Source organism: Aeromicrobium sp. (genome assembly GCF_037719875.1).
In the GTDB taxonomy this organism is placed as follows: domain Bacteria; phylum Actinomycetota; class Actinomycetes; order Propionibacteriales; family Nocardioidaceae; genus Aeromicrobium.
Genome location: NZ_JBBJMJ010000001.1, coordinates 216,018 through 239,029 on the forward strand (window position 1 = coordinate 216,018; position 23,012 = coordinate 239,029).

Genomic DNA, 23,012 nt, shown 5'->3' on the forward strand with positions numbered 1-23,012 from the left:
GCGCCTCAGGCCTTGATGATCGTGAAGCTGAGGCCGAGCTCATCGTCGGTGAACGTGGCGGCGAGGCCGTCATCCTTGGCGACCTCGGTCGCCAGCACCTCGTCGGCGATCAGGGCCTCGTGGGTCTGCAACGCATCCGCGAGCGGGCCTGTCGCGGTCCATGACAGCGTGATGCGGTCGCTGATGTCGAGACCGGAGGACTTGCGCGCCTCCTGGATGACCCGGATGGCCTCGCGGGCCAGTCCCGCGAGCCTCAGCTCGTGGTCGAGCTCGAGATCGAGCGCCACGGTCTCGCCCTGGTCATTGACCACCGACCAACCCTGCCTCGGACGCTCGGAGATGATGACATCATCGAGTCCGACCTCGACCGAGGAACCGTCCAGGTCGATGGTCGCGTTGCCGTGCTCGGCGAGCCCCTTCGCGAGCGCGGAGGCGTCGGCTGAGGCGATGGCCGCGGCGACCCGGGGGGTCTGCTTGCCGAACCGCTTGCCGAGGTTGCGGAAGTTGCCCTTCGCCGCGTGGTCCACGAGATCGCCACCGGCGTCCGCCAGCGACTCCAGCGAACCGACGTTGAGCTCCTCGCAGACCTGCGCACGCAGATCTGGCCCGAGCTGCTGCCAGGCAGCCGATGCCACGAGGGCGCGGCGCAGCGGCTGGCGCGTGCGCACCTTGGCCTCGGCGCGGGCCGCGCGGCCGAGCTCGGTGACGCGGCGAGCCAGGTCAACGCGTGCGCCCAGACCGTCCACGATCAGCGACTCGTCGGCGACCGGCCAGGTTGCAAGGTGCACCGAGACTGCGGCGCCAGGCGTCACCGGCACGATGACGTCCTGCCACACCCGCTCAGCGATGAACGGCGTCAGGGGCGCGAGCAACCTGGTCAGTACGTCGAGCGTCTCGTGCAAGGTGGCGAACGCCGCGACGTCGCCGCGCCAGAAGCGGCGCCGGGACCGGCGGACGTACCAGTTGGACATGTCGTCGACGAAGCCCGCGATGCGGGCCCCGGCGGTCTGCGTGTCGAAGGCCTCGAGGGCAGCAGTCACATCGCGCGTCAGGGTGTGCAGCTCGGACAGGAGCCACTGGTCGAGCACCTCACGCTCGGCCACCGGCGGCACGTCGCCTGAGCCGGGGGTCCAGCCCTCGGTGCCGGCATAAAGGACGTGGAAAGCCGTGGTGTTCCAGTACGTCAGGAGCACCTTGCGGACGATCTCGGTCAGCGCGGTGTGGCCGATGCGGCGCGGGGACCACGGAGAGCCGGAGCACGCCATGAACCAGCGCAGGGCATCAGCGCCGTGCTCCTCCATGAGCGGCATCGGCAACAAGATGTTGCCGAGGTGCTTGCTCATCTTCTTGCCGTCCTCGGCCAGGATGTGGCCGAGGCAGACGACATTCTCATAGGAGCTCTGATCGAAGACCAGCGTGCCGACTGCCATCAGGGAGTAGAACCAGCCACGGGTCTGGTCGATCGCCTCGCAGATGTATTGCGCCGGATAGGCCTGGTCGAACTTCTCCTTGGACCCCTCGACATGGGGGTAGCCCCACTGGGCGAAGGGCATCGAGCCGGAGTCGAACCACGCGTCGATCACGTCGGGGACTCGGCGGTAGGTCCCCGGGTGTCCCTCGATCTCGAATGTCACCTCATCGATGAAGGGGCGGTGGGGATCCAGGTCGGCCAGGTCGCGGCCGGTCAGCTCGGAGAGCTCGGACAGCGAGCCGACGCACACGAGCCTGGTCGGGTCCTCGTCGTTGCGCCAGATCGGCAGAGGTGTGCCCCAGTAGCGGCTGCGCGAGAGAGACCAGTCGATGTTGTTGGTCAGCCAGTCGCCGTAGCGACCGTTCTTGATCGTGTCGGGAAACCAGTTGGTGTCGGCGTTCTCGGCGAGCAGGCGGTCCTTGACCGCGGTGGTGCGGATGTACCAGGCCGGCAGCGCGTAGTACATCAGCGGCGTGTGGCAGCGCCAGCAGTGCGGGTAGGAGTGCTCATAGGCGAGCTCGTTGAACATCAGGCCACGCGCTGCGAGGTCGTCGGCGAGTGCCCGGTCAGCGGTCTTGAAGAACTGCCCGCCGACCAGCGGGACGTCGGCCTCGAAGTGGCCGTCCGGCGTGATCGGGTTGACCACCGGTAGGCCATAGGACTTGCAGACCGCCATGTCGTCGGCGCCGAACGCGGGGGACTGGTGCACCAGTCCGGTGCCGTCATCGGTCGTGACGTAGTCCGCGAGGACCACGAAGTGTGCTGCGGACTGCCCGTCGATCCCAGCCGGGAAGGGCACCAGGTCGAAGGGTCGCTGATAGGTCCAGCGCTCCATGTCGGAGCCGCGGAATGACTCGCCGGTCGTGGACCAGCCTTCGCCGAGAGCCTTGGCGACCAGCGGCTCGGCGACGAGGAGCGACTCCTCACCATCGGTGGCCACGACATAGGTGACCTCGGGATTGACCGCGACCGCGGTGTTGGAGACGAGGGTCCAGGGCGTCGTCGTCCAGACCAGCATCGAGGCCCGGCCGGCGAGCGGACCCGACGTCACCGGGAAGCGTACGTAGACCGAGGGATCCGTGATCGTCTCGTAACCCTGGGCCAGCTCGTGGTCCGAAAGCGTCGTGCCGCAGCGCGGGCAGTAGGGCGCGACCCGGAAGTCCTCGGTCAGCAGTCCCTTGTCGAAGATCGTCGAGAGTGCCCACCAGACGCTCTCGACGTAGGAGGACTCCATGGTCCGGTAAGGGTTGGTCATGTCGACCCAGTAGCCCATCCGGTCCGTCATCTCCTCGAAGAGGTCGACGTTTCGGACGACGGCCTCGCGGCACCTGGCGTTGAACTCGGCGATGCCGTAGGCCTCGATGTCGGGCTTGCCGTTGAACCCCAGCTCCTTTTCGACCGCGATCTCGACCGGCAGTCCATGGCAGTCCCAACCGGCCTTGCGGTCGACGTGGAAGCCTTGCATGGTCTTGAACCGCGGGAAGATGTCCTTGAAGACCCGGGCCTCCACGTGGTGCGTCCCCGGGGTGCCGTTTGCGGTCGGCGGACCCTCGTAGAACGTCCAGCGTGGTGCGTCTGCGGGGGTGTCGAGGCTGGCGGCGAACGTGCCCTGTGCGGCCCACAGATCGAGGATCTCGCGCTCGAGCGCCGGCAGATCGACATGGGCGGGAACGGGGCGGTAGGACGCGTGCGGGGTCACACCCTCAATTCTACGGGTGAGCGACGGCGACACTGCGGCGGTGCGAGTTGCCGCTGCACCACCGGCGGTCTAATCTCCATGCATGCCAAACACCAAGCTAGCCGTCCGAGCCGACGAGAAGCCCTGGACAGTCGCCGAGACCAAGGCGGTCCGCGTCGAGCTCGAAGGCGACCTGACCAGGCTGCGCGGCGAGCTCGACCAGTCCGCCCGTGAGCTGCAGGACCTGCTGCGCGACGGGGTCGACGGCGCAGGCAACGACCAGGCCGATGTGGGGTCCAAGGGCCTGGAGCGGGACGCCGAGATGTCGCTCGCCGCCAACCAGCGTGAGCTGCTGCAGCAGACCGAGAAGGCGCTCGATCGCCTCGAGAAGGGCAGCTATGGCCAGTGCGAGGTCTGCGGTGAGGCGATCGGCAAGAATCGTTTGATGGCGTTCCCCCGTGCCACACTGTGCATGACATGCAAGCAGCGCGAGGAGCGTCGCTGAGCCCTGGCGACGACCACGGCCCGACCGCCACACAGACGTACGTACGCCTTTTCGCGATCGTTGCTGCGCTGACGCTGGTTCTGGACCAGGTCACCAAGCTTGCGGCGGTCGAGAAGCTGCAGGGCCGTGAGTCGATCGAGCTGATTCCGCACGTGTTGTCGCTGACCTTCTTGCGCAACGGTGGCGCGGCCCTCGGTACCGGCGCGGGCTTCACCCTCGTGCTGAGTGTCGTCGCGATCGTGGTGTCGATCGCGGTCATACGGATCGCCGGCCGCCTGCGTGATCGTGGGTGGGCCGTGGGGCTCGGCCTGCTGCTCGCCGGAGCGGTGGGCAACCTGTGCGACCGGATCTTCCGCGAGCCGGAGCCGTTCAGGGGCCACGTCGTCGACTTCATCGACTACGGGGTCTTCGTGGGCAACGTCGCCGACATCGCCCTGACCTTTGCGGCGGTCATCATCATCTGGCGCAGCTGGCGCGGGATCGGGATCGACGGAACCAGGCAGGTGGCGTCATGACCGCCGAGGAGACCGGACTCGAGCACAAGGTGATCCAGGTCCCCGAGGGCCTCGCCGGCGAACGGGTCGACAGCGCCCTCGCCCGCCTGCTGGGCCTGTCCCGCACCCGCGCCAGCGAGCTCGTCGCTGACGGCCTGGTCACGCTCGACGGCCAGCCGCCAGCGAAGTCCGAGCGCGTGTCGCCCGGCTCGATCCTCGAGGCCTCGATCCCGGCGCCTCGTCGCGTCGCGGTCGTGGCGGCCGAGGTCGCGGGCATGCGGATCGTCTTCCAGGACGACGACTTCGTCGTGGTCGACAAGCCCGTCGGTGTCGCGGCTCATCCGAGCGTCGGCTGGTACGGGCCGACGGTGTTGGACCACCTTGCGGGCGCCGGCATACGCATCTCGACGTCGGGCGCGCCGGAGCGGCGGGGCATCGTGCATCGACTCGATGTCGGGACGAGTGGTCTGATGGCGGTGGCGAAGTCCGAACACGCCTACACGGTCCTCAAGCAGGCGTTCCGCGACCGCACGGTCGACAAGACCTATCACGCGCTCGTGCAGGGCCATCCCGATCCGCACATGGGGACGATCGATGCGCCCATTGCGCGACACCCCAAGCACGACTTCAAGTTCACGGTCAAGGACGGCGGCCGCGACAGCATCACGCACTACGACACCCTCGAGGCGCACCACTACGCCAGCCTGCTGACGATCAAGCTCGAGACCGGTCGGACGCACCAGATCCGGGTCCACATGAGTGCCTTGCACCACCCGTGCGTGGGTGACCTGATGTATGGCGCGGACCCCACCCTGGCCAAGCGCGTGGGGCTCGATCGGCAGTGGCTGCACGCCAAGAAGCTGGGCTTCCTCCACCCTCGAACCGGCGACTTCGTCGAGTTCGAGTCGGACTATCCCGAGGACCTCACGGCGGCCCTCGAAGTCATCCGCGCCCTGGACTGACCTCGCTCCCTGCGGGGCGGTGGGTCGTGGACAATGACTGTATGAGCCCCGTCGTGCGCCAGTCCGAGAAGCTGAGGGATGTCCTCTATGACATCCGTGGACCCGTCAGCGCCCGAGCCGCCGCCCTCGAGGCCGAGGGCCACCGCATCCTCAAGCTCAACATCGGCAATCCGCAACCCTTCGGATTCGATGCACCCGCCGAGATCCTCCAGGACGTCATCGCCGCGCTGCCGGGCTCGGCCGGCTACTCGGACTCCCGGGGCATCCAGTCGGCACGGCGAGCCGTGGTGCATCACTACCAGCTGCAGGACGGCTTCCCGACGATCGACATCGATGATGTCTGGATCGGCAACGGAGTCTCCGAGCTCATCCAGATCGCGCTGCAGGCTTTGCTCGACAACGGCGACGAGGTGCTGGTGCCCGTCCCGGACTACCCCCTGTGGACTGCCGTGACCAACCTCGCGGGTGGGGTGCCGGTGCACTATCGATGCGACGAGGACAACGACTGGAACCCAGATCTTGCGGATCTGGAGTCCAAGATCACCGATCGCACGCGGGTCATCGTCGTGATCAACCCCAACAACCCGACCGGCGCGGTCTATGGCCGGGAGACGCTGACCGCGATCGCCGACCTGGCCCGCAAGCACGATCTCGTCCTCATGTCCGATGAGATCTACGACAAGATCCTCTACGACGACGCGGTCCACATCCCGATGGCCAGCGTCGCACCGGACGTCCTGACGCTGACGTTCAACGGGCTCTCCAAGGCATACCGGGTGTGCGGCTATCGGGCCGGCTGGCTCGTCGTGACGGGGCCGCTGGATCGCGCCCGCGAATATCTGGAGGGCATCACGCTGCTGGCCTCGATGCGGCTGTGCCCCAATGTCCCTGCCCAGAACGCGATACAGGTCGCGTTGGGGGGCTATCAGTCGATCAAGGAGCTGATCCTGCCCGGTGGCCGGTTGCTCGAGCAACGCGACACCGCGGTCAACGAGCTCCGCAAGATCCCCGGCGTCAGCGTCGTGACCCCGCAGGGGGCGCTGTATGCCTTCCCGCGTCTGGACCCCGAGGTGCACCCGATCAAGGACGATCAGCAGCTCGTGCTCGACCTGCTCCTGCAGGAGAAGATCCTGTTGACGCAGGGCACGGGCTTCAACTGGCCCGATCCCGACCACCTCCGCATCGTCACGCTGCCATGGGCCCGTGATCTCGCCGAGGCGATCCAGCGCCTCGGCAACTTCCTGAGCAGCTACCGACAGGACTGAGCCGGCATGGCGGCCGGGCCGTTCAGCCAGCCGTCACTTCGAGGTGGTGTGCGGTCCACCTGCGGCTCCTAGGTTCGAACGATGAACCCGATCAAGCGCGCGCTCGTGGCCGGACTGACCCTGATCGCGGTGCCGGCGGCGGTGGCCGTCGGCGATGTCGCCGGTGCGGCCGACAGGCCCGGCGCGCATCACGCCTCCGACTCCGCCCTTGTGCGGGCCTTTGCGTCAGTCAACCGCGACACCCCGTGGAAGCTGACTAGCAAGCTCAAGCTGGACTTCCCGACGTTCCACACCGAAGGCATCGCGTTCGCAGGTGACCGGGTGTTTCTGTCGGCGGTCGAGATCCTGGCGCCGACCGTGAAGTATCCCGCGCCGGTCGATGGCTACGACCGGACGCCCGGCAAGGGCATCGGCCACCTGTTCGTGATGGATCGTCAGGGCAACCTGGAGCAGGACATCGTGCTCGGCGAGGGCGACGCCTATCACCCCGGCGGCATCGACTTTGACGGTGAGAACATCTGGGTCCCGGTGGCGGAGTACCGGCCCGACAGCAGCGCCATCATCTATCGCATCGACGCCAAGACCCTGCGGGTTCACAAGCAGTTCGAGGTCAAGGACCACTTCGGCGGCATCGTGCTCGACAAGACCACCGGCCACCTCGTCGGCAACACGTGGGGCTCCCGCCGGTTCGCCGAGTGGAACCGCAAGGGCAAGCAGCTCAGCACCTGGCCGAACACGAGCTACTTCATCGACTACCAGGACTGCCAGTACGTGCCGGCAGGCAAGATGCTGTGCGGCGGGGTCACCAACCTGCCGCAGACGCCGAGCGCCGGGGGACCCCCCGCGACGTACGAGCTCGGCGGCATGGCGATGATCGACCTGAAGTCTCACCGGGTGCTTCGGGAGCTGCCGTTCCAGCAGTTCTCCACCGCTGGCCATGTCGCCACCCGCAACCCGCTCAAGCTCGCGGTCACGGGCAAGGAGCTCACGATGTGGGCTGCCCCGGACAACGGCGAAGAGGGCAACGGGACCGAGATCCTGACCTATCGTGCGACATTGAAACAGTAGTTTGCGGGTCTCCGGGACGGGCCGCTCCACGCGCAGGTAGCCTGTCACCTCATTCAAGGTTCGGGGGACCAGTGAACGGCATGGATCGACGCACGCTTCTGCTGGGATCGGCGGGACTCGTCCTGGCGGGTTGCAGCGGTGGCAGCGACCCCAAGGGCGGCAAGCAGACGACGAGTGGTCCCAACATCGTCAAGCCCGAGACCGGCACGGTCGTCACCGAGGCCGACGTCACAGCCCTGCGCGATCGTCTCAACAAGGCGTTCGAGTCCAAGGACGTCAAGCAGCTGTCAGGCGTGATCGACAGCGAGGACTTCGCCCTGAAGGACTTCGAGAAGCGCTGGTCCCGGCGCCTGGACAACTTCCGGCGGACCAACTTCCTCGAGGGCGAGTGGTATGTTGGGCTGCCGACCGGACGCACCCGCAACGGCGCGGGCGGCAAGGTCGAGTACAGCGGCGAGCTCGTCTTCGCGCACACCGTCAAGGGGTGCGACGGTCAACAGGTCGTGGAGAACATGCGAGCCGACTTCCGCAAGAAGTCCGAGGATGCGCCGCTCGAGCTCATGCACGTGGGTGAGGTCGACGGTCTCTTCGACCCGTCGTTCTGGGACGTGGCCAAGATCGATGCGATCGAGACCAAGAACGCATGGATCACCTTCCGCACCAAGGACGCCAAGCGCGCCAAGGCCTTCGCCTCGCGGATCGAGGCCGGAGCCAAGCGCGCGTTCGACGTCATGCCGAGGCCGAAGGGCGTCGACAAGCTCTTCTACGCCCTGACGTGGCCCGGGATCGACGGCAAGCTGTGGGGTGGGGTGTCCGTCGGTGAGGCCGACGCCCACGCCTACTACCACCCGTTCCTCGACCCGGCAGAGCTCTCACGCGGCCAGAAGAAGGTCTCGGGCAAGAAGGGCCTCCCGCTGGCGACCGGCCGCGTGGGCCTCCACCAGGCGTCGTTCGACCGCGACGACTTCGAGGACGTCGCATGTCACGAGGGAATCCACGTGCTCGCCGACCAGTGGTATGCCGCCGCAAGCGAGACACCGACGTGGGTCATCGAGGGGCTCGCGGTCTGGGGGTCGACGCGGCCGGGGTCGGGCAACCTCCTGGCGCGCGAGGGCGGACGCATCCGATCGACGTTCGGCGAGTTCCAGTCGGTCGTGCCCAAGGGCTACAAGGAGTTCCACGACTCACCGCGGGAGTACGAGTTCTACCAGTGCTCCGGCGCGATCTATGAATACCTCGATCAGGAAAAGGGACGTGACGCAGTGTTCGAGGTGGCCGAGGCCTTCTACTCCACACAAAGTCGCAAGGCAAGCGAGAGGAAGCTGGGTCGCAGCGAGAAGGACCTGGTCGCCGCGACTCGCAAGTGGCTCAACGCATGAGGCGCACAGCAGCCGTCGTCGTCGCCGTCCTGCTCGCGCTCACCGCCTGCACGGGTGGCGGAGGTGGCAAGGACAAGGACGACAAGGCCGGACAGTCCCTGCCGTTGCCGGCCAAGGCGCCGTCGGCCCGCGGCCCGGCCCTCGGCCCGGCACTCGAACCCAAGGTCCTGCTCGCCGCGTCGGACGACCTGGAGGAGCTGACCGGTGCGCTCGACACCGCTCAGGTGGAGCGGAAGTCCGGGGCTTTCATCAGCGGCCAGAAGGTCGTCGGCTACTCCGTCGACAACATCTCGGGCTACGACCTGAAGTCCGGCAAGCAGCTCTGGACCTCCAAGCTCGATCTGGGCGGCGGCACGATCTGTCTTGTGTCCAAGCCCGACCGGGCAGTCAAGACGTTCACGGTCGCCTACGGCGAGTCGAGCTACTGCCCGAACCTCGCCACCATCCGGGTGTCAGACGGCAAGGTCGTCAAGAAGACCGAGAAGCTGAGCGACATGCCGGACTTTCAGGGCGAACGGACCGGCGGTGCTGCCAACGAGCTGTTCACGGTCAAGGGCCAGGACTTCATCGTGGACATGAGCGGTGTGGTGTCGAAGATGGTCAAGGGAGAGCCAGAGCCGGTCGCCCGCCTGGAGGCGGACTCGTACTTCACCCTCTTTCCTACGCCCGAAGGCAATGTTCTGATCGGCTCACGATCCAGTGACGAAGCGTGCCGCGTCGACGGCTACGCCCTGCCGTCCTTCAAGCACCTGTGGACCGAGGACACCAAGACCCTGTTCCCAGACGTACGTGAGGACTGTGTGATCGCGGCCGTACCGGGCAACTCGGCATGGCTCACGCAGGAGACCACGCAGAAGTACTACATGACCCAGGTCGAACCCAGGACCGGCAAGGTGCTCGGGCGCGAAGATGCTTCGAAGGACTCCGGCGGCAAGGCTGCCAAAGGGGAGTTCGACCTCGCGAGCGCGTCGAACCAGTACGACCAGGCTCTGGGCCTGCCTGACGGTGACACGGTCTTCGCGCAGGTCAACGGCCTGACGCGCTACTCGCTCGAGACCGGCAAGGTCGAGTGGGACCTCGACCTCAATCAGATCCAGCTCGACTCGGACGAGGAGTACCCGAGCACGACCGTCCTGCCGCAAGGTGTCACGTCCGACGGCTACCTGGTCGCGTCCGTCAGCAACGACACCTCGGTCGAGATCGTGGCAATCAACGTCAAGACGGGCAAGCTGGCGGCTCGCTGGGCCGTGCCCAAGGACTACCGCAACGGGTTCCAGGTCGAACCCGGCATGACCCTGTTCGACTCGGGTCTCGTGCTGACCCGCAACTTCGAGGCCTGGGACTTCACGTTCGCCGACTACAGGGGGGTCAAGGAGCCCAAGGGCGACCTGTTCGACATCGGCGTCTTCACGTTCCCCAAGGCTGACAACTCGGCGGTGGCCGCCGTGGCCACCTCCGGACCGGTCGACAACGATGCCAAGGCGGTTGCCGGTGTCAAGACTCCCGCAGGATCCAAGGAGGACCGGTCGCCCGGCGCCATCAGCACCGGGTCCCGCGTGGTCGCCTACGCGGGCAACACCGTGACCGGCATCGACCCGAAGTCCGGCGACGAGAAGTGGACGCTCAAGGTCGACGACGACACCGCTGCGCGCGTCTGCGCCGCGGCCGAGCCCGACAAGGCGGTCAAGACGTTCACGATCGCCTACCGCGGGGGTGGCAAGGACGCGAGGTGCAGCACGCTGCTGCGCGTCAGCACCTCGGACGGCAAGGTCCTCGACCGCATCGAGCTGCCTGCTTCGGCTCGTTCGGTGTCACGCCTGGAGGTGCATGACCGGGTCGTCTATGTCATCACCGGCGACTTGTTGGTCAGTCGCATCGACGACGGCGCGCTGGTCCAGCAAGCCAAGCTGGCCCACCAGCCGTACGGATTGGAGCAGACCCCAGAGGACCCTTCTCTCGTGATCACCACGTCCGCCGTCAAGGGTGGCCGTGACTGGGCCATCGATGCCTACCAGCTGCCGTCGTTCAAGCGCGTGTGGTCGACCACCGGCCGCAAGATCTTCACTAAGATCGACCGCAAGAACCCGCTCTTTGCCTGGCGCGGAAACGGGCTGTTGATGTCGACCTCATTCGGTGACCCATCCAAGCCAGAGGCGAAGGTCAAGGACTCCCTCGTGCTGTTGGATCCTGACACCGGGCGGGTCGTGCAGCGCACGGGCTCGGTCGAGCGAGACTACCTGGCCGACGACCTGCGCAAGTTCACGCTGGTGCAGGCGGCGTCCTCGGCCTACGAGACCGTCGGGTTCGATGACGGCGACGTCGTTGTGGCGCAGAGCTCGGGTGTCATGCGCTATTCGCTCTCGGAGAAGAAGATCCGTTGGGCTGTCGACATCAAGTCGATCATGGACTCGATGGAGCAGGATCGCGGTGCGATCACAGTGACCCAGCACTATGACCTCATCGACGGCGGCAAGACCGTCCTGGTCACGCTCAACAACGACATCTCCGTGGAGTTCATGACGCTCAACGCGTCGAGCGGCAAGATCACCGGCCGGTGGAACGCGCCGAAGAAGTACCGCAACGGCCTGCAGGCCGACGCAGCCGTGAGGCCGTTCGACGGGGGAGTCGCGCTGTCGCACGTCGACTACTCGTGGGACTACGCGTTCCGCCAGTCCGGTCGCAAGGTGCCGCCGGGCCAGCGCTACGACGTCGGTCTGTTCAAGCTGACCAAGCCCAAGGGCTGATCGGCCCGATCGTCCCGCAAGTCCTGTTCGACTCGACTGACTCAGTCGTCGCGCAGGGCCTGTCGGACGTCGGCGGCGCCGTTCTCATCAGCATCACGCAACCGGTCGGCCGCGCCGTCGGCTGCGCGACGAGCGGCGGTCAGCGAGTGCTTGAGCTTGTCGAAGTGCTCGGTCCAGTCGCGCTTGAAGCCGTCGTTGCTGCCGACCCGGTCGTCGTCGGGCAGCATGCGGCCGGCCCGGATGGCCAGCCGGATGTCCTCGAGGCGCTGGGAGGCCTGCTCGATCGTGTGCGCACCCTGCCCCAGCTCCTCCCCGATCGACCGCACCGCACCGGGACCGGAGATGGTGTGGTGATCGGGGCCGCTGCCGCCGTCGTGCTCAACCTCTGACAACGCGGCACTGGAGTGCCGGGGCAGCTTCTCATCGAGCTGGTTGTCGGCGTTCTTGGTCTTCTGCATGAGCTCGGCGAACTCATCGACGATGCTGCGGACGTCGTGTCGGTATGCCGTGATGGCCTGGTCGACGGCGCCATCCTCCTCGAGCAGCATCGCGTCGGGCCTGGCACCGCCGCCACCGACGTTGGCGAAGGTCAGGCCGGCCTGCTGCTTGAACTGACCCTCGTGCGACTCCGACGCGTCGGAGTCGATGCGATGGATCAGCGCCTCGACGTTGTCGGGAGCGTTCTTGTGCCCGTGGAGGGCGTCGCGGAAGGCATCACGCGACGAACGCCAACGGCGGCGCAGGTCATCGACGCCACCCTGCGAGCTGGTCAGCACGTCAGCGGCGTGGTCGATCGCGTCGGCGAGGCTGTCAAGCTGCTGCGAGTCAGCATCCAGGACCCGGCCGGTGCGCTGGGCGGCGCCGGACAGCGCGAGGACGATGCGACCACGATCGCTGTCGGACGGGTTGGCCTGCTTGAGCTGGTTGCTGGCCTGCTCGATCTGACGGCACAGGCCGCGCAAACCCTGCACTGCGTTGCGCAGCTGGGTCGGCTCGCCCGGAATGTCGATGGTGTCGGGCCCGATCGGTCCGGAGACGAGCGTCGCGTGCATGGTCATGGTTCCCCCTGGAGAGCGTGAGTGCTACCCGAGTATTGCCGATGTCATGACCTGCCGACCAGCCCGTTCGCGGGAACGCTCAGCGACCGGTTTGCTTGCGCGCCGCGAACTCGGCGGCCTCGGCAGCGCGGAACCGCGCGATCGCGCCGATCAGGTCGACCGGGAGTGGCTCATCGAGCGGGAAACGGATCGCCGACTTGCTCGTCCGGTATGCCTCGAGCTCTCCCGCGAAGGTCGCGAAGGTCGCAGCGGTGGGGAAGAAGTTGATCGACGTGTGCTCGGTGTAGCCCGCGAACTGGATCACGACGACGCCATCTTGCTTGTAGGCCGGAATGTTGTAGCTGATGGTCTCCTCGGCGTCCGGCAGCGCCTCGCGGATGATCCGCCGGGTCTCGAGGAGCCGCGGCTCCACGTCATACGTTGCAGCAGCCAGGTAGTCCTCGACGGTTGCGTAGGTCTGCTTCTGACGGTCCGGGTGCTCGGTCATCACCCCAGTATGGGTCAGGGCACTGTCGTGGCGGCAGCGGATCGGCGCGCCGTCGAAGACGGTCGGGACCCTCGACTAGGCTGAGGACCTTCCCCCCAGATCGTGCCGAGGAGGCCACTTTTCCGATGTCGAGCGACTCGCCATTCGTGCACCTGCACGTGCACACGGAGTACTCGATGCTCGATGGTGCCGCCCTGCTGGACGGACTGTTCGACCGGACTTCTCAGCTGGGCATGCCGGCCATCGCGATGACCGATCACGGCAATCTGCACGGCGCCTTCGACTTCTACAGCAAGGCCAAGGCGCACGGCGTCAAGCCGATCATCGGGATGGAGGCCTACCTCACGCCCAACATCCCGCGCAGCGAGAAGAAGGCCGTGCAGTGGAACAAGGGCGCCAAGGATGCCGACGTCGCAGGACGCGGCGCCTACACCCACATGACCTTGCTCTCCGAGACGACCGAGGGCATGCACAACCTGTTCCGCATCGGGTCCTATGCGAGCCTCGAGGGCCAATATCGCAAGCCTCGAGCCGACCGCGACCTGCTGCAGCGTTATGGCAAGGGGCTCATCGCCACGACCGGTTGTCCGTCGGGTGAGATCCAGACCTGGTTGCGCATCGGCAACTACGAGAAGGCGCGGGCATCGGCTGCGGAGTTCCAAGACATCTTCGGCAAGGACAACTTCTTCCTGGAGCTGATGGACCACGGTCTGGCGATCGAGACCCAGGTGCGCGACGGATTGCTGCGGCTCATGAAGGATCTCGACCTGCCGCCGATTGCCACCAACGACTCGCACTACACGGCGCCCGAGGATGCCGAGGCGCACTCGGCCCTGCTGTGCGTCCAGTCCGGCAGCACGCTGACCGATCCCAACCGGTTCAAGTTCGACTCCAACGACTTCTACATCAAGTCGGCCAAGGAGATGCGTGATCTGTGGGAGGACCGCTTCGACCTCAAGGCGGCGTGTGACAACACCCTGCTGATCGCCGAGCGCTGCAACGTCGAGTTCGCCGAGTCCAATGGCGGCTACATGGCCCGGGCCGACGTACCGGCGGGCCACACCGAGGAGAGCTGGTTCGTCGAGGAGGTCTGGCGCGGCATCGAGTTCCGCTATCCGGGTGAGGCCCTGACCCCCGAGGTCAGGGCGCGCACCGAGATGGAGCTCGCGGTCGTACGGGACAAGGGCTACTGCGGCTACTACCTCGTCGTGGCGGATTTCATCAACTGGGCCAAGGACAACGGCATCAGGGTGGGCCCGGGCCGCGGATCCGGCGCCGGCTCGATCGCTGCCTACGCACTGCGCATCACCGATCTCTGTCCGTTGACCCACGGCCTGATCTTCGAGCGGTTCCTCAACCCGGAGCGACCGTCGATGCCCGACTTCGACATCGACTTCGACGAGCGTCGGCGCGGTGAGGTCATTCGCTACGTCAGCAACAAGTACGGCGAGGAACGGGTTGCGATGATCGCGACGTTCGGCCGGCTCAAGTCCAAGGCCGCGATCAAGGATGCCGCGCGCGTCATGGACTACCCGTTCACGCACGGCGAGCGCATCACCAAGGCGCTGCCGGCCGATGTGATGGGCAAGGGCGTGACGCTCAAGGGTCTGTTCGACTCCGGCGACAGGCGCTACGGCGATGGCGCCGACTTCCGCAAGATGCACGACGAGGACGCCGATGTCCGCAAGATCTATCAGACCGCCTTGGGTCTGGAGGGCCAGATCCGCCAGTGGGGCGTCCACGCGGCCGGCGTCATCATGTCGAGCGACCCACTGATCGACATCGTCCCGATCATGAAGCGGGAGCAGGACGGTGCGATCATCACGCAGTTCGACTACCCGATGTGCGAAGCGCTCGGGCTGGTCAAGATGGACTTCCTCGGCCTGCGCAACCTCACGGTCCTCGACGACACGCTGATCAACATCAAGCGCAACCGCGACATCGATCTGGTGCTCGAGGACCTGACGTTCGACGACCCCGCGACCTACGACCTGCTGGCCCGCGGCGACACGCTCGGTGTCTTCCAGCTCGACGGTGGGCCGATGCGATCGCTCCTGCGCAGCATGAAGCCCGACAAGTTCGAGGACATCTCCGCCGTCGGCGCGCTCTACCGCCCCGGGCCGATGGGTGCGGACTCGCACAACAAGTACGCCCGCCGCAAGAACGGTCGCGAGCCGATCGACCCGATCCACCCCGAGCTCGAGAAGCCGTTGGAGAAGGTGCTCGGAGAGACCTACGGCCTGATCGTCTATCAGGAGCAGGTCATGGAGATCGCGCAGGTCCTGGCGGGGTTCTCGCTGGGACAGGCCGACAACCTGCGCCGCGCGATGGGCAAGAAGAAGAAGTCCGAGCTCGACAAGCAGTACGCCGGCTTCCAGGGCGGGATGCTCGAGCGTGGTTACTCCCAGAAGGCCATCACGGATCTGTGGGAGATCCTGCTCCCGTTCTCGGACTATGCGTTCAACAAGGCGCACTCGGCGGCATACGGCGTCATCTCCTACTGGACGGCCTATCTCAAGGCCAACTTCCCGGCTGAATACATGGCGGCGCTGCTCACCAGCACCCGCGGAGACAAGGACAAGTCGGCGATCTACCTCAACGAGTGCCGGCGCATGGGCATCAAGGTGCTGCCGCCGGACGTCAACGAGTCGGTCTCCAACTTCGCCTCGGTCGGCGCGGACATCCGGTTCGGTCTCGGCGCGATCCGCAACATCGGTGAGAATGTCGTGGCCGGCGTCGTCGAGGGTCGCACGCCGGGGCCGGAGGGGGGGGGCACCTACACCGACTTCACCGACTTCCTCGACAAGGTCCCGACCCTGGTGTGCAACAAGCGGGTGCTCGACTCACTGATCAAGGCCGGGGCCTTCGACTCCCTCGGGCACCGGCGCCGCGCGCTGACGACGATCGCCGAAGACGCCGTCGACCAGTACATCGACCTCAAGCGCAACGCTGCGATCGGCCAGGACTCCTTGTTCGGCGGCATGGACGACTCGTTCACCGGCGTCACGGTGACGGTGCCGATGATGCCGGAGTGGGAAAAGACCCAGTTGTTGGCGTTCGAGCGCGACATGCTCGGTCTCTACGTCTCGGACCACCCGCTCCAGGGCCTCGAGCACGTCCTGCGCGCCAGCAGCGACTGCACGGTCGGTGAGCTGCTGACCGACGCCGACCGGCCTGACGGGAGCACCGTACGCATCTGCGGCCTGATCACCGGGGTCCAGCGCCGGATGAGCAAGAAGGGTGACAGCTGGGCCTCGATCACGATCGAGGATCTCGAGGGCGGCATCGAGGTCATGGTGTTTCCCGGGGCCTATCAGCTCGCGATGCCGGTGCTGATCCCCGACACGATCGTGGTGGTCAAGGGCCGGGTCCGGCGCAAGGACGACGGCATCGAGCTCAATGCCGTCGAGGTCACCCTGCCGGCCATGAACACCGGTGGACCGGAGCGCCCTCTGCTCGTGAGCCTGCCGGTCGCGCGCTGTACGGCCGACACGATCGGCACGTTCAAGCAGGTCCTCGCGGCGCACCCGGGTGTCTCCGAGGTTCACCTGAGACTGATCGGCAACGGCTCGACCAAGGTCATGCGGCTCGATGACAGCCTGCGTGTGGCACAGTCGTCGTCACTGATCGCCGATCTCAAGGAATTGCTGGGTCCCCATTGTCTCTCGTGAGCCGACTCCTGCTCTCCTTCGCCGCGATGCTCATGCTGGGCATCGCGGCCGGTTTCGTGTGGCTGACCCTGGCCAACCCGGCCGAGTGGGAGGCGCGTGCCGAGGGCATCGTGCTGACTGAAGCCGCCGCCAGGGGCCAGTTCTCGGTCATCGTCACCTTCGTCGCAGTCGGTGCGGTGGCCTCGGTCCTGTGGGGTGCATTCCTGGCGAAGGCCCTCGACGACCTGGGTTGGTTGCTCACCCCGATCGTCATCGCTTCGTCGGTCATCGTGGCCGTCGTCGCCTGGCGGTTCGGGGTCTGGCAGGGTCCGCCCGATCCGGCATCGGTCACCGGTGTCGCGGTCGGCGATCGCGTCCCGGCCAAGCTCGCGGTCGACGGCTTCTCGCCGTTCGTCGTGTGGCCGATCTTCGGGTTGATCGGTCACATCCTCATGACACTGCTCGGCACGACGAGGACCGGTCCGAGGCAGCACGTCTGACGGTCGCGAGTCAGCGGGCGATGCGGGCAACGACGGCGCCGGTCAGCAGCACGAGGTCGTTCGGGTGCAGCTCGGCCTCGAGGCCGCGACGCCCGCCCGACACGAAGATCGTCGGCCACTGTGCCGATGACTTGTCGATCACGGTGCGATGCTTCCGCTTCTGACCCAATGGCGAGATCCCGCCGATGACATATCCCGTGGCGCGTTGCGCCTGGGCTGCGTCGGCCATCTGCGCGCGCCTGCCATTCAGGGCATCTGCCAGCGCCTTGAGGTCCAGCGAGCCCATGACCGGAACGACCCCGACGCACAGCTCGCCGTCGATCTCGGCCATCAAGGTCTTGAACACCCGACCCGGTTCGACGCCCAGCGCTTGGGCGGCCTCCATGCCGAAGGACTCGGCCCGCGGATCGTGGACGTAGGAGTGGGGCGTGAAAGGGATGTTGGCCCGATGGAGCGCGACGAACGCCGGCGTTGCGTCGGTGGACTTCTTGTTGGCGGCCACCAGCCCACGGTAGCCCGTCCGTAGACTTGGCGCCGTGATGCAACGACTCGACCTGAGAAATCTTGAGCCTGCTGCCGAGGAACGGCACAGGGCCTACAGCGCTGTGGTGCCGCGCGCCGAAGTCGATGTCGAGCACGCCATGGCAGCGGTGCGGCCGATCTGCGAGGACGTCAGGTCACGCGGCGCCAGCGCCGTGCTCGATGCCGGCGAGCGTTTCGACGGCGTACGCCCGGCACAGCTCCGGGTGCCTGTTGACGCGATCTCCGGGGCTCTCGCGGCGCTCGACCCGAGCATCCGCGCGGCGTTGGAGGAGTCGATCAGGCGGCTCAGGACGACCAGCGAGGCCGAGCTGGAGCACAGTCTCGTCACCGAGGTTGCGCCGGGAGCCTCGGTCGAACGCCGCATCGTGCCGATGCAACGCGTCGGGCTCTACGTCCCTGGTGGCTTGGCCCCGCTGGTCAGCACCGTCATCATGAACGCAGTCCCAGCCCAGGTCGCCGGCGTGCCCGGCATCGCACTTGCGAGCCCGCCCAACGCCGAGTTCGGTGGACTGCCGCACCCCACGATCCTGGCGGCCTGCGGCCTGCTCGGCATCGACGAGGTCTACGCGGTCGGCGGAGCACAGGCACTGGCGATGTTCGCCTACGGGACCAGCGCCGAGAGCGGTGGGGAGTGCCGCCCCGTCAACCTCATCACCGGGCCCGGCAACATCTACGTCGCTGCGGCCAAGCGCTATCTCCAGGGCACCGTCAGCATCGACTCCGAGGCCGGCCCGACCGAGATTGCGATCATCGCCGACAGCAGCGCGGATGCCGCTTTTGTCGCGGCTGACGTCATCAGCCAGGCCGAGCACGACCCGATGGCAGCCAGTGTGCTGATCACCGACAGTGAAGCCCTGGCCGACGCCGTCGACTCCGAGCTCGAGGACCAGATCGGGTCCGCCAAGCACGCCGACCGCATCCGCACTGCCCTTGAGGGTCGGCAGTCGGCCACCGTCCTGGTGCGCGACATCGACCAGGCTGTCCACGTCGCCAACGGCTATGGTGCTGAACACCTCGAGATTCAGACCGTCGACGCAGCCTCGGTCGCCGCCCAGATCGTCAACGCCGGCGCGATCTTCGTCGGTCCACACACTCCGGTCTCGCTCGGCGACTATGCGGCCGGGTCCAACCACGTGCTGCCGACTGCGGGCTGCGCCTGCCACTCCTCGGGTCTCTCGGTGCGCGCATTCTGCAAGAACATGCATGTCGTCTCGTATGACGAGGCCGCGCTGCGTGAGGTCGGCGATCACGTCGTGAACCTTGCCGAGGCGGAGAACCTTCCGTCGCACGGTGCGGCCGTCACGATCAGGACCTCACGCTGATGCCGCTGCCCTCCTGGGTGCCGATCCGCGAGGACCTGCGGGACTCAGAGCCCTACGGCGCACCTCAGATCCCGGATGTCATCAACCTCAACGTCAACGAGAACCCCTACGGTCCCAGCCCGGAGGTGGCCGCCGGCATCGCAGACGCCGTGCACGCCGCGGCGACATCGCTCAACCGCTATCCGGACCGGGAGGCGGTGGCGCTGCGGGAGGGTCTTGCGACCTATCTCGGACACGGACTGACCCGCGATCGGGTGTGGGCGGCCAACGGATCGAACGAGGTCATGCTGCAGATCTTGCAGGCGTTCGGCGGGCCCGGCCGCACTGCGCTCTCGTTTGCGCCGACCTATTCGATGTATCCGGAATATGCCCGTGACACGCACACCCGTTGGGTCGCGGGACAGCGTGAAGCGGACTTCACGGTCGACGTGGATCGAGCGCTGGCGCTGATCGAGGCCGAGCAGCCAGATGTCGTGCTGCTGACATCGCCCAACAACCCGACCGGCACGGCGCTGCCGCTCGACACGGTTCGCGCGATCGCCACGGCGGCACCCGGGGTCGTGGTGGTCGATGAGGCGTACGCCGAGTTCCGTCGTTCGGGCACGCCGAGCGCGCTCGACGTCCTGGATGAATATCCCCGCCTGCTGGTGACCCGCACCATGAGCAAGGCATTCGCATTCGCGGGCGGACGCCTCGGTTATGTCGCCGCTGACACGGCGATCATCGATGCCCTGCGCATCGTGCGGCTGCCCTATCACCTGTCGGCCGTGACGCAGGCAACCGCGCTCGCGGCACTGGGTCACAGCGCCGAGCTGTTGGCCCGGGTCGACGAGCTGCGGACCACCCGGGACGAGCTCGCCGCGTGGTTGGCAGCCCGGGGTTTCGAGGTCGCGGACTCCGATGCGAACTTCGTCCTGTTCGGCCGGTTCGCTGATCGACACGCCATCTGGCAGGGTCTGGTCGACCGTGGCGTGCTGATACGGGAGACTGGACCCCGCGGATGGCTTCGCGTGTCGGTCGGGACCCCCGATGACATGCGGGTCTTCTATGACGCACTTCTGGAGGTGACCCGATGACGCTTCGATCGGCTCGTCGCGCGGCTCGTACCGCGCGCATCGAGCGAAAGACCTCGGAGTCCCATGTCGTCGTCGAGCTGGACCTCGACGGAAACGGCACCCACGACATCTCCACTGGCGTCGGCTTCTACGACCACATGCTGACCGCGTTCTCGCGGCACTCGCTGATAGATCTCACGGTCAAGGCCGAGGGCGACCTGCACATCGACGCGCACCACACCGTCGAGGACACCGCGATCTGCCTCGGCGAGGCGATCCGCGAAGCACTCGGCGACAAGGTCGGCATTCGCCGTTATGGGGATGCGCTGGTCCCGCTCGACGAGTCGATCGCGCAGGCCGTCGTCGACGTCTCCGGGCGCCCCTACTTCGTGCACTCCGGCGAGCCCGATCGGCAGATCACCGCGATCATCGGCGGTCAATACACCGGCGCCCTGACCGCGCACGTCCTCGAGTCGATCGCCCACCACGCCGCGATCACGCTGCACGTACGGCTGCTCGACGGCCGCGATCCGCACCACATCGCCGAGGCGCAGTTCAAGGCCGTCGCCCGTGCCCTGCGTGACGCGGTGGCGATCGACCCCCGCGAGTCCGGCATCCCGAGCACGAAGGGTGCTCTGTGACCGAGCGCCAGCGAGGGCGCCGGCTGTGACCGCACCGCGCGTCGCGGTGCTCGACTACGGTTCAGGCAATCTGAGGTCGGCTGTGCGCGCTGTCGAGCGTGCGGGAGCCCGGGCCGAGCTCACGAGCGACGCGACCATCGCGCAGGAGGCCGACGGGCTCCTCGTGCCCGGGGTCGGCGCGTTCGAGGCGTGCATGCGCGGGCTCGTCGACGTCGACGGTGTCCGCATCATCGAGCGCCGGCTCATCGCCGGTCGTCCGGTGCTGGGCATCTGCGTCGGCATGCAGATCCTGTTCGGCGAGGGCATCGAGCACGGCGTACGCACTGAGGGTTGTGGCGAGCTGCCCGGCGTGGTGGAGAGACTGCAAGCGCCGATCGTCCCCCACATGGGATGGAACACCGTGGAGCCGGGCGAAGGCTCCCGTATGTTCGCCGGCATCGAGGACCAGCGGTTCTACTTCGTCCATTCCTACGGCGTGCGGGACTGGGTGCTCAGCCAGCCGCCGGCGTTCCCCGATCCGGCCGTCACGTGGACCGAGTATGCCGGCGACCGGTTCGTCTCGGCGGCCGAGCACGGCCCGTTGTGGGCCACGCAGTTCCACCCCGAGAAGTCCGGCGACGCCGGCTCGCAGCTGCTGCGGAACTGGCTCGCGACCCTCTAGGTCGGTCGGTGAAGCCGTCGGCGCGCCTCAGATCGCGTCGCGGAGGACCTCGGCGAGCTGCTCGGGCTTGGTGAACTGAGGCCAGTGGCTCGTCGGGAGCTCGACGATCGTGACGTTCGAGATCTGCGGCAGCTCGGCGAAATAGGCCTCGCCCGCCGCGACATACTGATCGATCTCCTCGCGGGTGAACGTCGTGGTGATGATCGTGATCGGGACGTCGAAGCGAGCCTCGTTGGTCAGGACCTGGAGATCTCGGGCAACCCCGATCGGGATCGGGATCGCGCGGGCCCGGAAGTCATCGAGCTGTGCGTCAGTGAAGTCGTCGAGGTCGCGGGCGCCATCTTCGCGGAAGACGTCCCACGGCGGCAGCGGGATCTCTCCGTCCTCGTCCGGCAGGCCGGGGTTGATCGCTGCGCCGTGGGGCAACGGGCCGCTGTCGACATAGATGGCGCGTGCGACCTTGTCGGGTCGGCGGTCGACCGCCCCGTGGACCGCGGCGCCACCCCCGCTGTGCCCGACGAGCACGACCGGCTGGTCGGCCGCGTCGATCGCGTCGATCGCGGCCACGATGGCGTCGACGTGATCGGCGAGGCCGATGCTCGACCGGTCGGCGCCCGCCTCGAGACCCGGCAGGGTGAGTGCGGTGACGCGGTGGCCCGCGGCCTCGAGCGCGGGGGTGATGCGGTCCCACGAGGAGGAGTCAAGCCAGAAGCCGGGCACGAGGATGAGGTGCATACCGACCACGTTAGACAACCCGGGCGACATATACGATCACCTGCGTGACCCTCGAACTCCTCCCCGCTGTCGACGTCGCCGATGGGCAGGCCGTTCGCCTCGTCCAGGGTGAGCTCGGGAGTGAGACGACGTATGGATCCCCGCTCGACGCCGCGCTGCAATGGCAGACCGACGGTGCGGAGTGGATCCACTTGGTGGATCTCGACGCGGCCTTCGGCAAGGGATCCAACCGCGAGCTGCTCGCCGACGTGGTGGGCCGGCTCGACGTCAAGGTCGAGCTGTCCGGCGGGATCCGCGACGACGCCTCACTCGAAGCCGCGCTGGCGACCGGCTGCACCCGCGTCAACCTGGGCACCGCCGCTCTGGAGAACCCGACGTGGTGCGCCAAGGTCGTGGGGGAGCACGGCGACCAGATCGCCGTCGGCCTCGATGTGCGCGGCACCACGTTGGCGGCCCGGGGCTGGACCCAGGAGGGTGGCGACCTGTTCGAGGTCCTCGAGCGGCTCGAGCGCGATGGCTGCGCGCGCTACGTCCTCACAGACGTCACCAAGGACGGCACGCTGACCGGCCCCAACCTCGACCTGCTGCGGCAGGTCTGCGCCATCACCGACAAGCCTGTCGTGGCCTCCGGCGGCGTGTCGAGCCTGCAGGACCTCCGCGACATCGCGACGCTGACCGGGCTCGGCGTCGAGGGCGCGATCGTCGGCAAGGCGCTGTATGCCGGGGCGTTCACGCTGCCGGAGGCACTGGACGCCGTCCGCGAGGTCTAGCAACGCTCTGGTCGTCGACAGAGG

General features: G+C 67.1%; 19 protein-coding genes. 14 read left to right on the forward strand and 5 right to left on the reverse strand.

What is annotated here, in order from left to right:
- Positions 1–5: 5 nt before the first annotated feature.
- Positions 6–3,170 (reverse strand): isoleucine--tRNA ligase, encoded by a 3,165-nt coding sequence (gene ileS, locus WKF39_RS01220; RefSeq protein ID WP_340385090.1) that lies wholly within the window; start codon positions 3,168–3,170, stop codon positions 6–8.
- Positions 3,171–3,252: 82 nt separating this feature from the next.
- Here ileS and WKF39_RS01225 point away from each other — a divergent pair, with 82 nt between their 5' ends.
- The 7 genes from WKF39_RS01225 (at position 3,253) to WKF39_RS01255 (ending at position 11,566) form a co-directional block, all read left to right on the forward strand.
- Entirely contained in the window at positions 3,253–3,654 is a 402-nt protein-coding gene (locus WKF39_RS01225; protein ID WP_340385092.1) for a TraR/DksA C4-type zinc finger protein, read from the forward strand.
- Complete coding sequence (locus WKF39_RS01230; protein ID WP_340385094.1) at positions 3,627–4,169, forward strand: signal peptidase II; 543 nt, start codon at positions 3,627–3,629, stop codon at positions 4,167–4,169. The genes WKF39_RS01225 and WKF39_RS01230 overlap by 28 nt, the downstream gene beginning before the upstream one ends.
- The gene (locus WKF39_RS01235) at positions 4,166–5,110 is read left to right on the forward strand and encodes an RluA family pseudouridine synthase (RefSeq protein ID WP_340385095.1); all 945 of its coding nucleotides are present in this window, start codon (positions 4,166–4,168) and stop codon (positions 5,108–5,110) included. Before WKF39_RS01230 ends, WKF39_RS01235 begins: the two co-directional genes overlap by 4 nt.
- A gap of 41 nt (positions 5,111–5,151) precedes the next feature.
- Positions 5,152–6,375: a pyridoxal phosphate-dependent aminotransferase gene (locus tag WKF39_RS01240; RefSeq protein ID WP_340385096.1), complete on the forward strand. Its 1,224-nt coding sequence runs from the start codon at positions 5,152–5,154 to the stop codon at positions 6,373–6,375.
- Between the two features lie 81 nt (positions 6,376–6,456).
- The gene (locus WKF39_RS01245; protein WP_340385098.1) at positions 6,457–7,443 is read left to right on the forward strand and encodes a DUF6454 family protein; all 987 of its coding nucleotides are present in this window, start codon (positions 6,457–6,459) and stop codon (positions 7,441–7,443) included.
- Between the two features lie 80 nt (positions 7,444–7,523).
- Entirely contained in the window at positions 7,524–8,822 is a 1,299-nt protein-coding gene (locus WKF39_RS01250) for a hypothetical protein (RefSeq protein WP_340385100.1), read from the forward strand.
- Complete coding sequence (locus WKF39_RS01255; protein ID WP_340385102.1) at positions 8,819–11,566, forward strand: PQQ-binding-like beta-propeller repeat protein; 2,748 nt, start codon at positions 8,819–8,821, stop codon at positions 11,564–11,566. The genes WKF39_RS01250 and WKF39_RS01255 overlap by 4 nt, the downstream gene beginning before the upstream one ends.
- A gap of 41 nt (positions 11,567–11,607) precedes the next feature.
- On the opposite strand, the gene WKF39_RS01260 is transcribed toward WKF39_RS01255, so the two are convergent.
- On the reverse strand, positions 11,608–12,624 hold the full coding sequence (locus WKF39_RS01260) for a hypothetical protein (RefSeq protein ID WP_340385104.1): 1,017 nt from the start codon (positions 12,622–12,624) through the stop codon (positions 11,608–11,610).
- A gap of 79 nt (positions 12,625–12,703) precedes the next feature.
- Positions 12,704–13,111, reverse strand: coding sequence for a DUF1801 domain-containing protein (locus WKF39_RS01265; protein ID WP_340385106.1), 408 nt, complete (start codon positions 13,109–13,111; stop codon positions 12,704–12,706).
- A 125-nt stretch (positions 13,112–13,236) separates the two neighbouring features.
- On the opposite strand from WKF39_RS01265, the gene dnaE reads away from it, so the two are divergent.
- A complete protein-coding gene (gene dnaE / locus WKF39_RS01270; protein ID WP_340385108.1) occupies positions 13,237–16,782 on the forward strand; it encodes a DNA polymerase III subunit alpha in 3,546 nt (1,181 codons plus the stop codon).
- Complete coding sequence (locus WKF39_RS01275) at positions 16,779–17,261, forward strand: hypothetical protein (protein WP_340385111.1); 483 nt, start codon at positions 16,779–16,781, stop codon at positions 17,259–17,261. The genes dnaE and WKF39_RS01275 overlap by 4 nt, the downstream gene beginning before the upstream one ends.
- 10 nt (positions 17,262–17,271) lie before the next feature.
- On the opposite strand, the gene ybaK is transcribed toward WKF39_RS01275, so the two are convergent.
- Complete coding sequence (gene ybaK / locus WKF39_RS01280) at positions 17,272–17,763, reverse strand: Cys-tRNA(Pro) deacylase (protein ID WP_340385113.1); 492 nt, start codon at positions 17,761–17,763, stop codon at positions 17,272–17,274.
- 34 nt (positions 17,764–17,797) lie between these two features.
- Between ybaK and hisD the strand changes: the two genes are divergently transcribed.
- The 4 genes from hisD to hisH are packed head-to-tail and all read left to right on the forward strand — an operon-like array spanning position 17,798 to position 21,483.
- Complete coding sequence (gene hisD / locus WKF39_RS01285) at positions 17,798–19,126, forward strand: histidinol dehydrogenase (protein ID WP_340385115.1); 1,329 nt, start codon at positions 17,798–17,800, stop codon at positions 19,124–19,126.
- Positions 19,126–20,202 carry a histidinol-phosphate transaminase gene (locus tag WKF39_RS01290; protein ID WP_340385117.1) on the forward strand — a complete coding sequence of 359 codons (1,077 nt, stop codon included), beginning with the start codon at positions 19,126–19,128 and terminating at the stop codon, positions 20,200–20,202. The genes hisD and WKF39_RS01290 overlap by 1 nt, the downstream gene beginning before the upstream one ends.
- Positions 20,199–20,822, forward strand: coding sequence for an imidazoleglycerol-phosphate dehydratase HisB (gene hisB, locus WKF39_RS01295; RefSeq protein ID WP_340385119.1), 624 nt, complete (start codon positions 20,199–20,201; stop codon positions 20,820–20,822). The genes WKF39_RS01290 and hisB overlap by 4 nt, the downstream gene beginning before the upstream one ends.
- Before the next feature lie 25 nt (positions 20,823–20,847).
- On the forward strand, positions 20,848–21,483 hold the full coding sequence (hisH, locus tag WKF39_RS01300; RefSeq protein WP_340385121.1) for an imidazole glycerol phosphate synthase subunit HisH: 636 nt from the start codon (positions 20,848–20,850) through the stop codon (positions 21,481–21,483).
- 27 nt (positions 21,484–21,510) lie between these two features.
- On the opposite strand, the gene WKF39_RS01305 is transcribed toward hisH, so the two are convergent.
- Positions 21,511–22,218: an alpha/beta fold hydrolase gene (locus tag WKF39_RS01305; RefSeq protein WP_340385123.1), complete on the reverse strand. Its 708-nt coding sequence runs from the start codon at positions 22,216–22,218 to the stop codon at positions 21,511–21,513.
- 44 nt (positions 22,219–22,262) lie between these two features.
- On the opposite strand from WKF39_RS01305, the gene priA reads away from it, so the two are divergent.
- A complete protein-coding gene (gene priA, locus WKF39_RS01310; protein WP_340385125.1) occupies positions 22,263–22,988 on the forward strand; it encodes a bifunctional 1-(5-phosphoribosyl)-5-((5-phosphoribosylamino)methylideneamino)imidazole-4-carboxamide isomerase/phosphoribosylanthranilate isomerase PriA in 726 nt (241 codons plus the stop codon).
- Positions 22,989–23,012 lie beyond the last annotated feature (24 nt).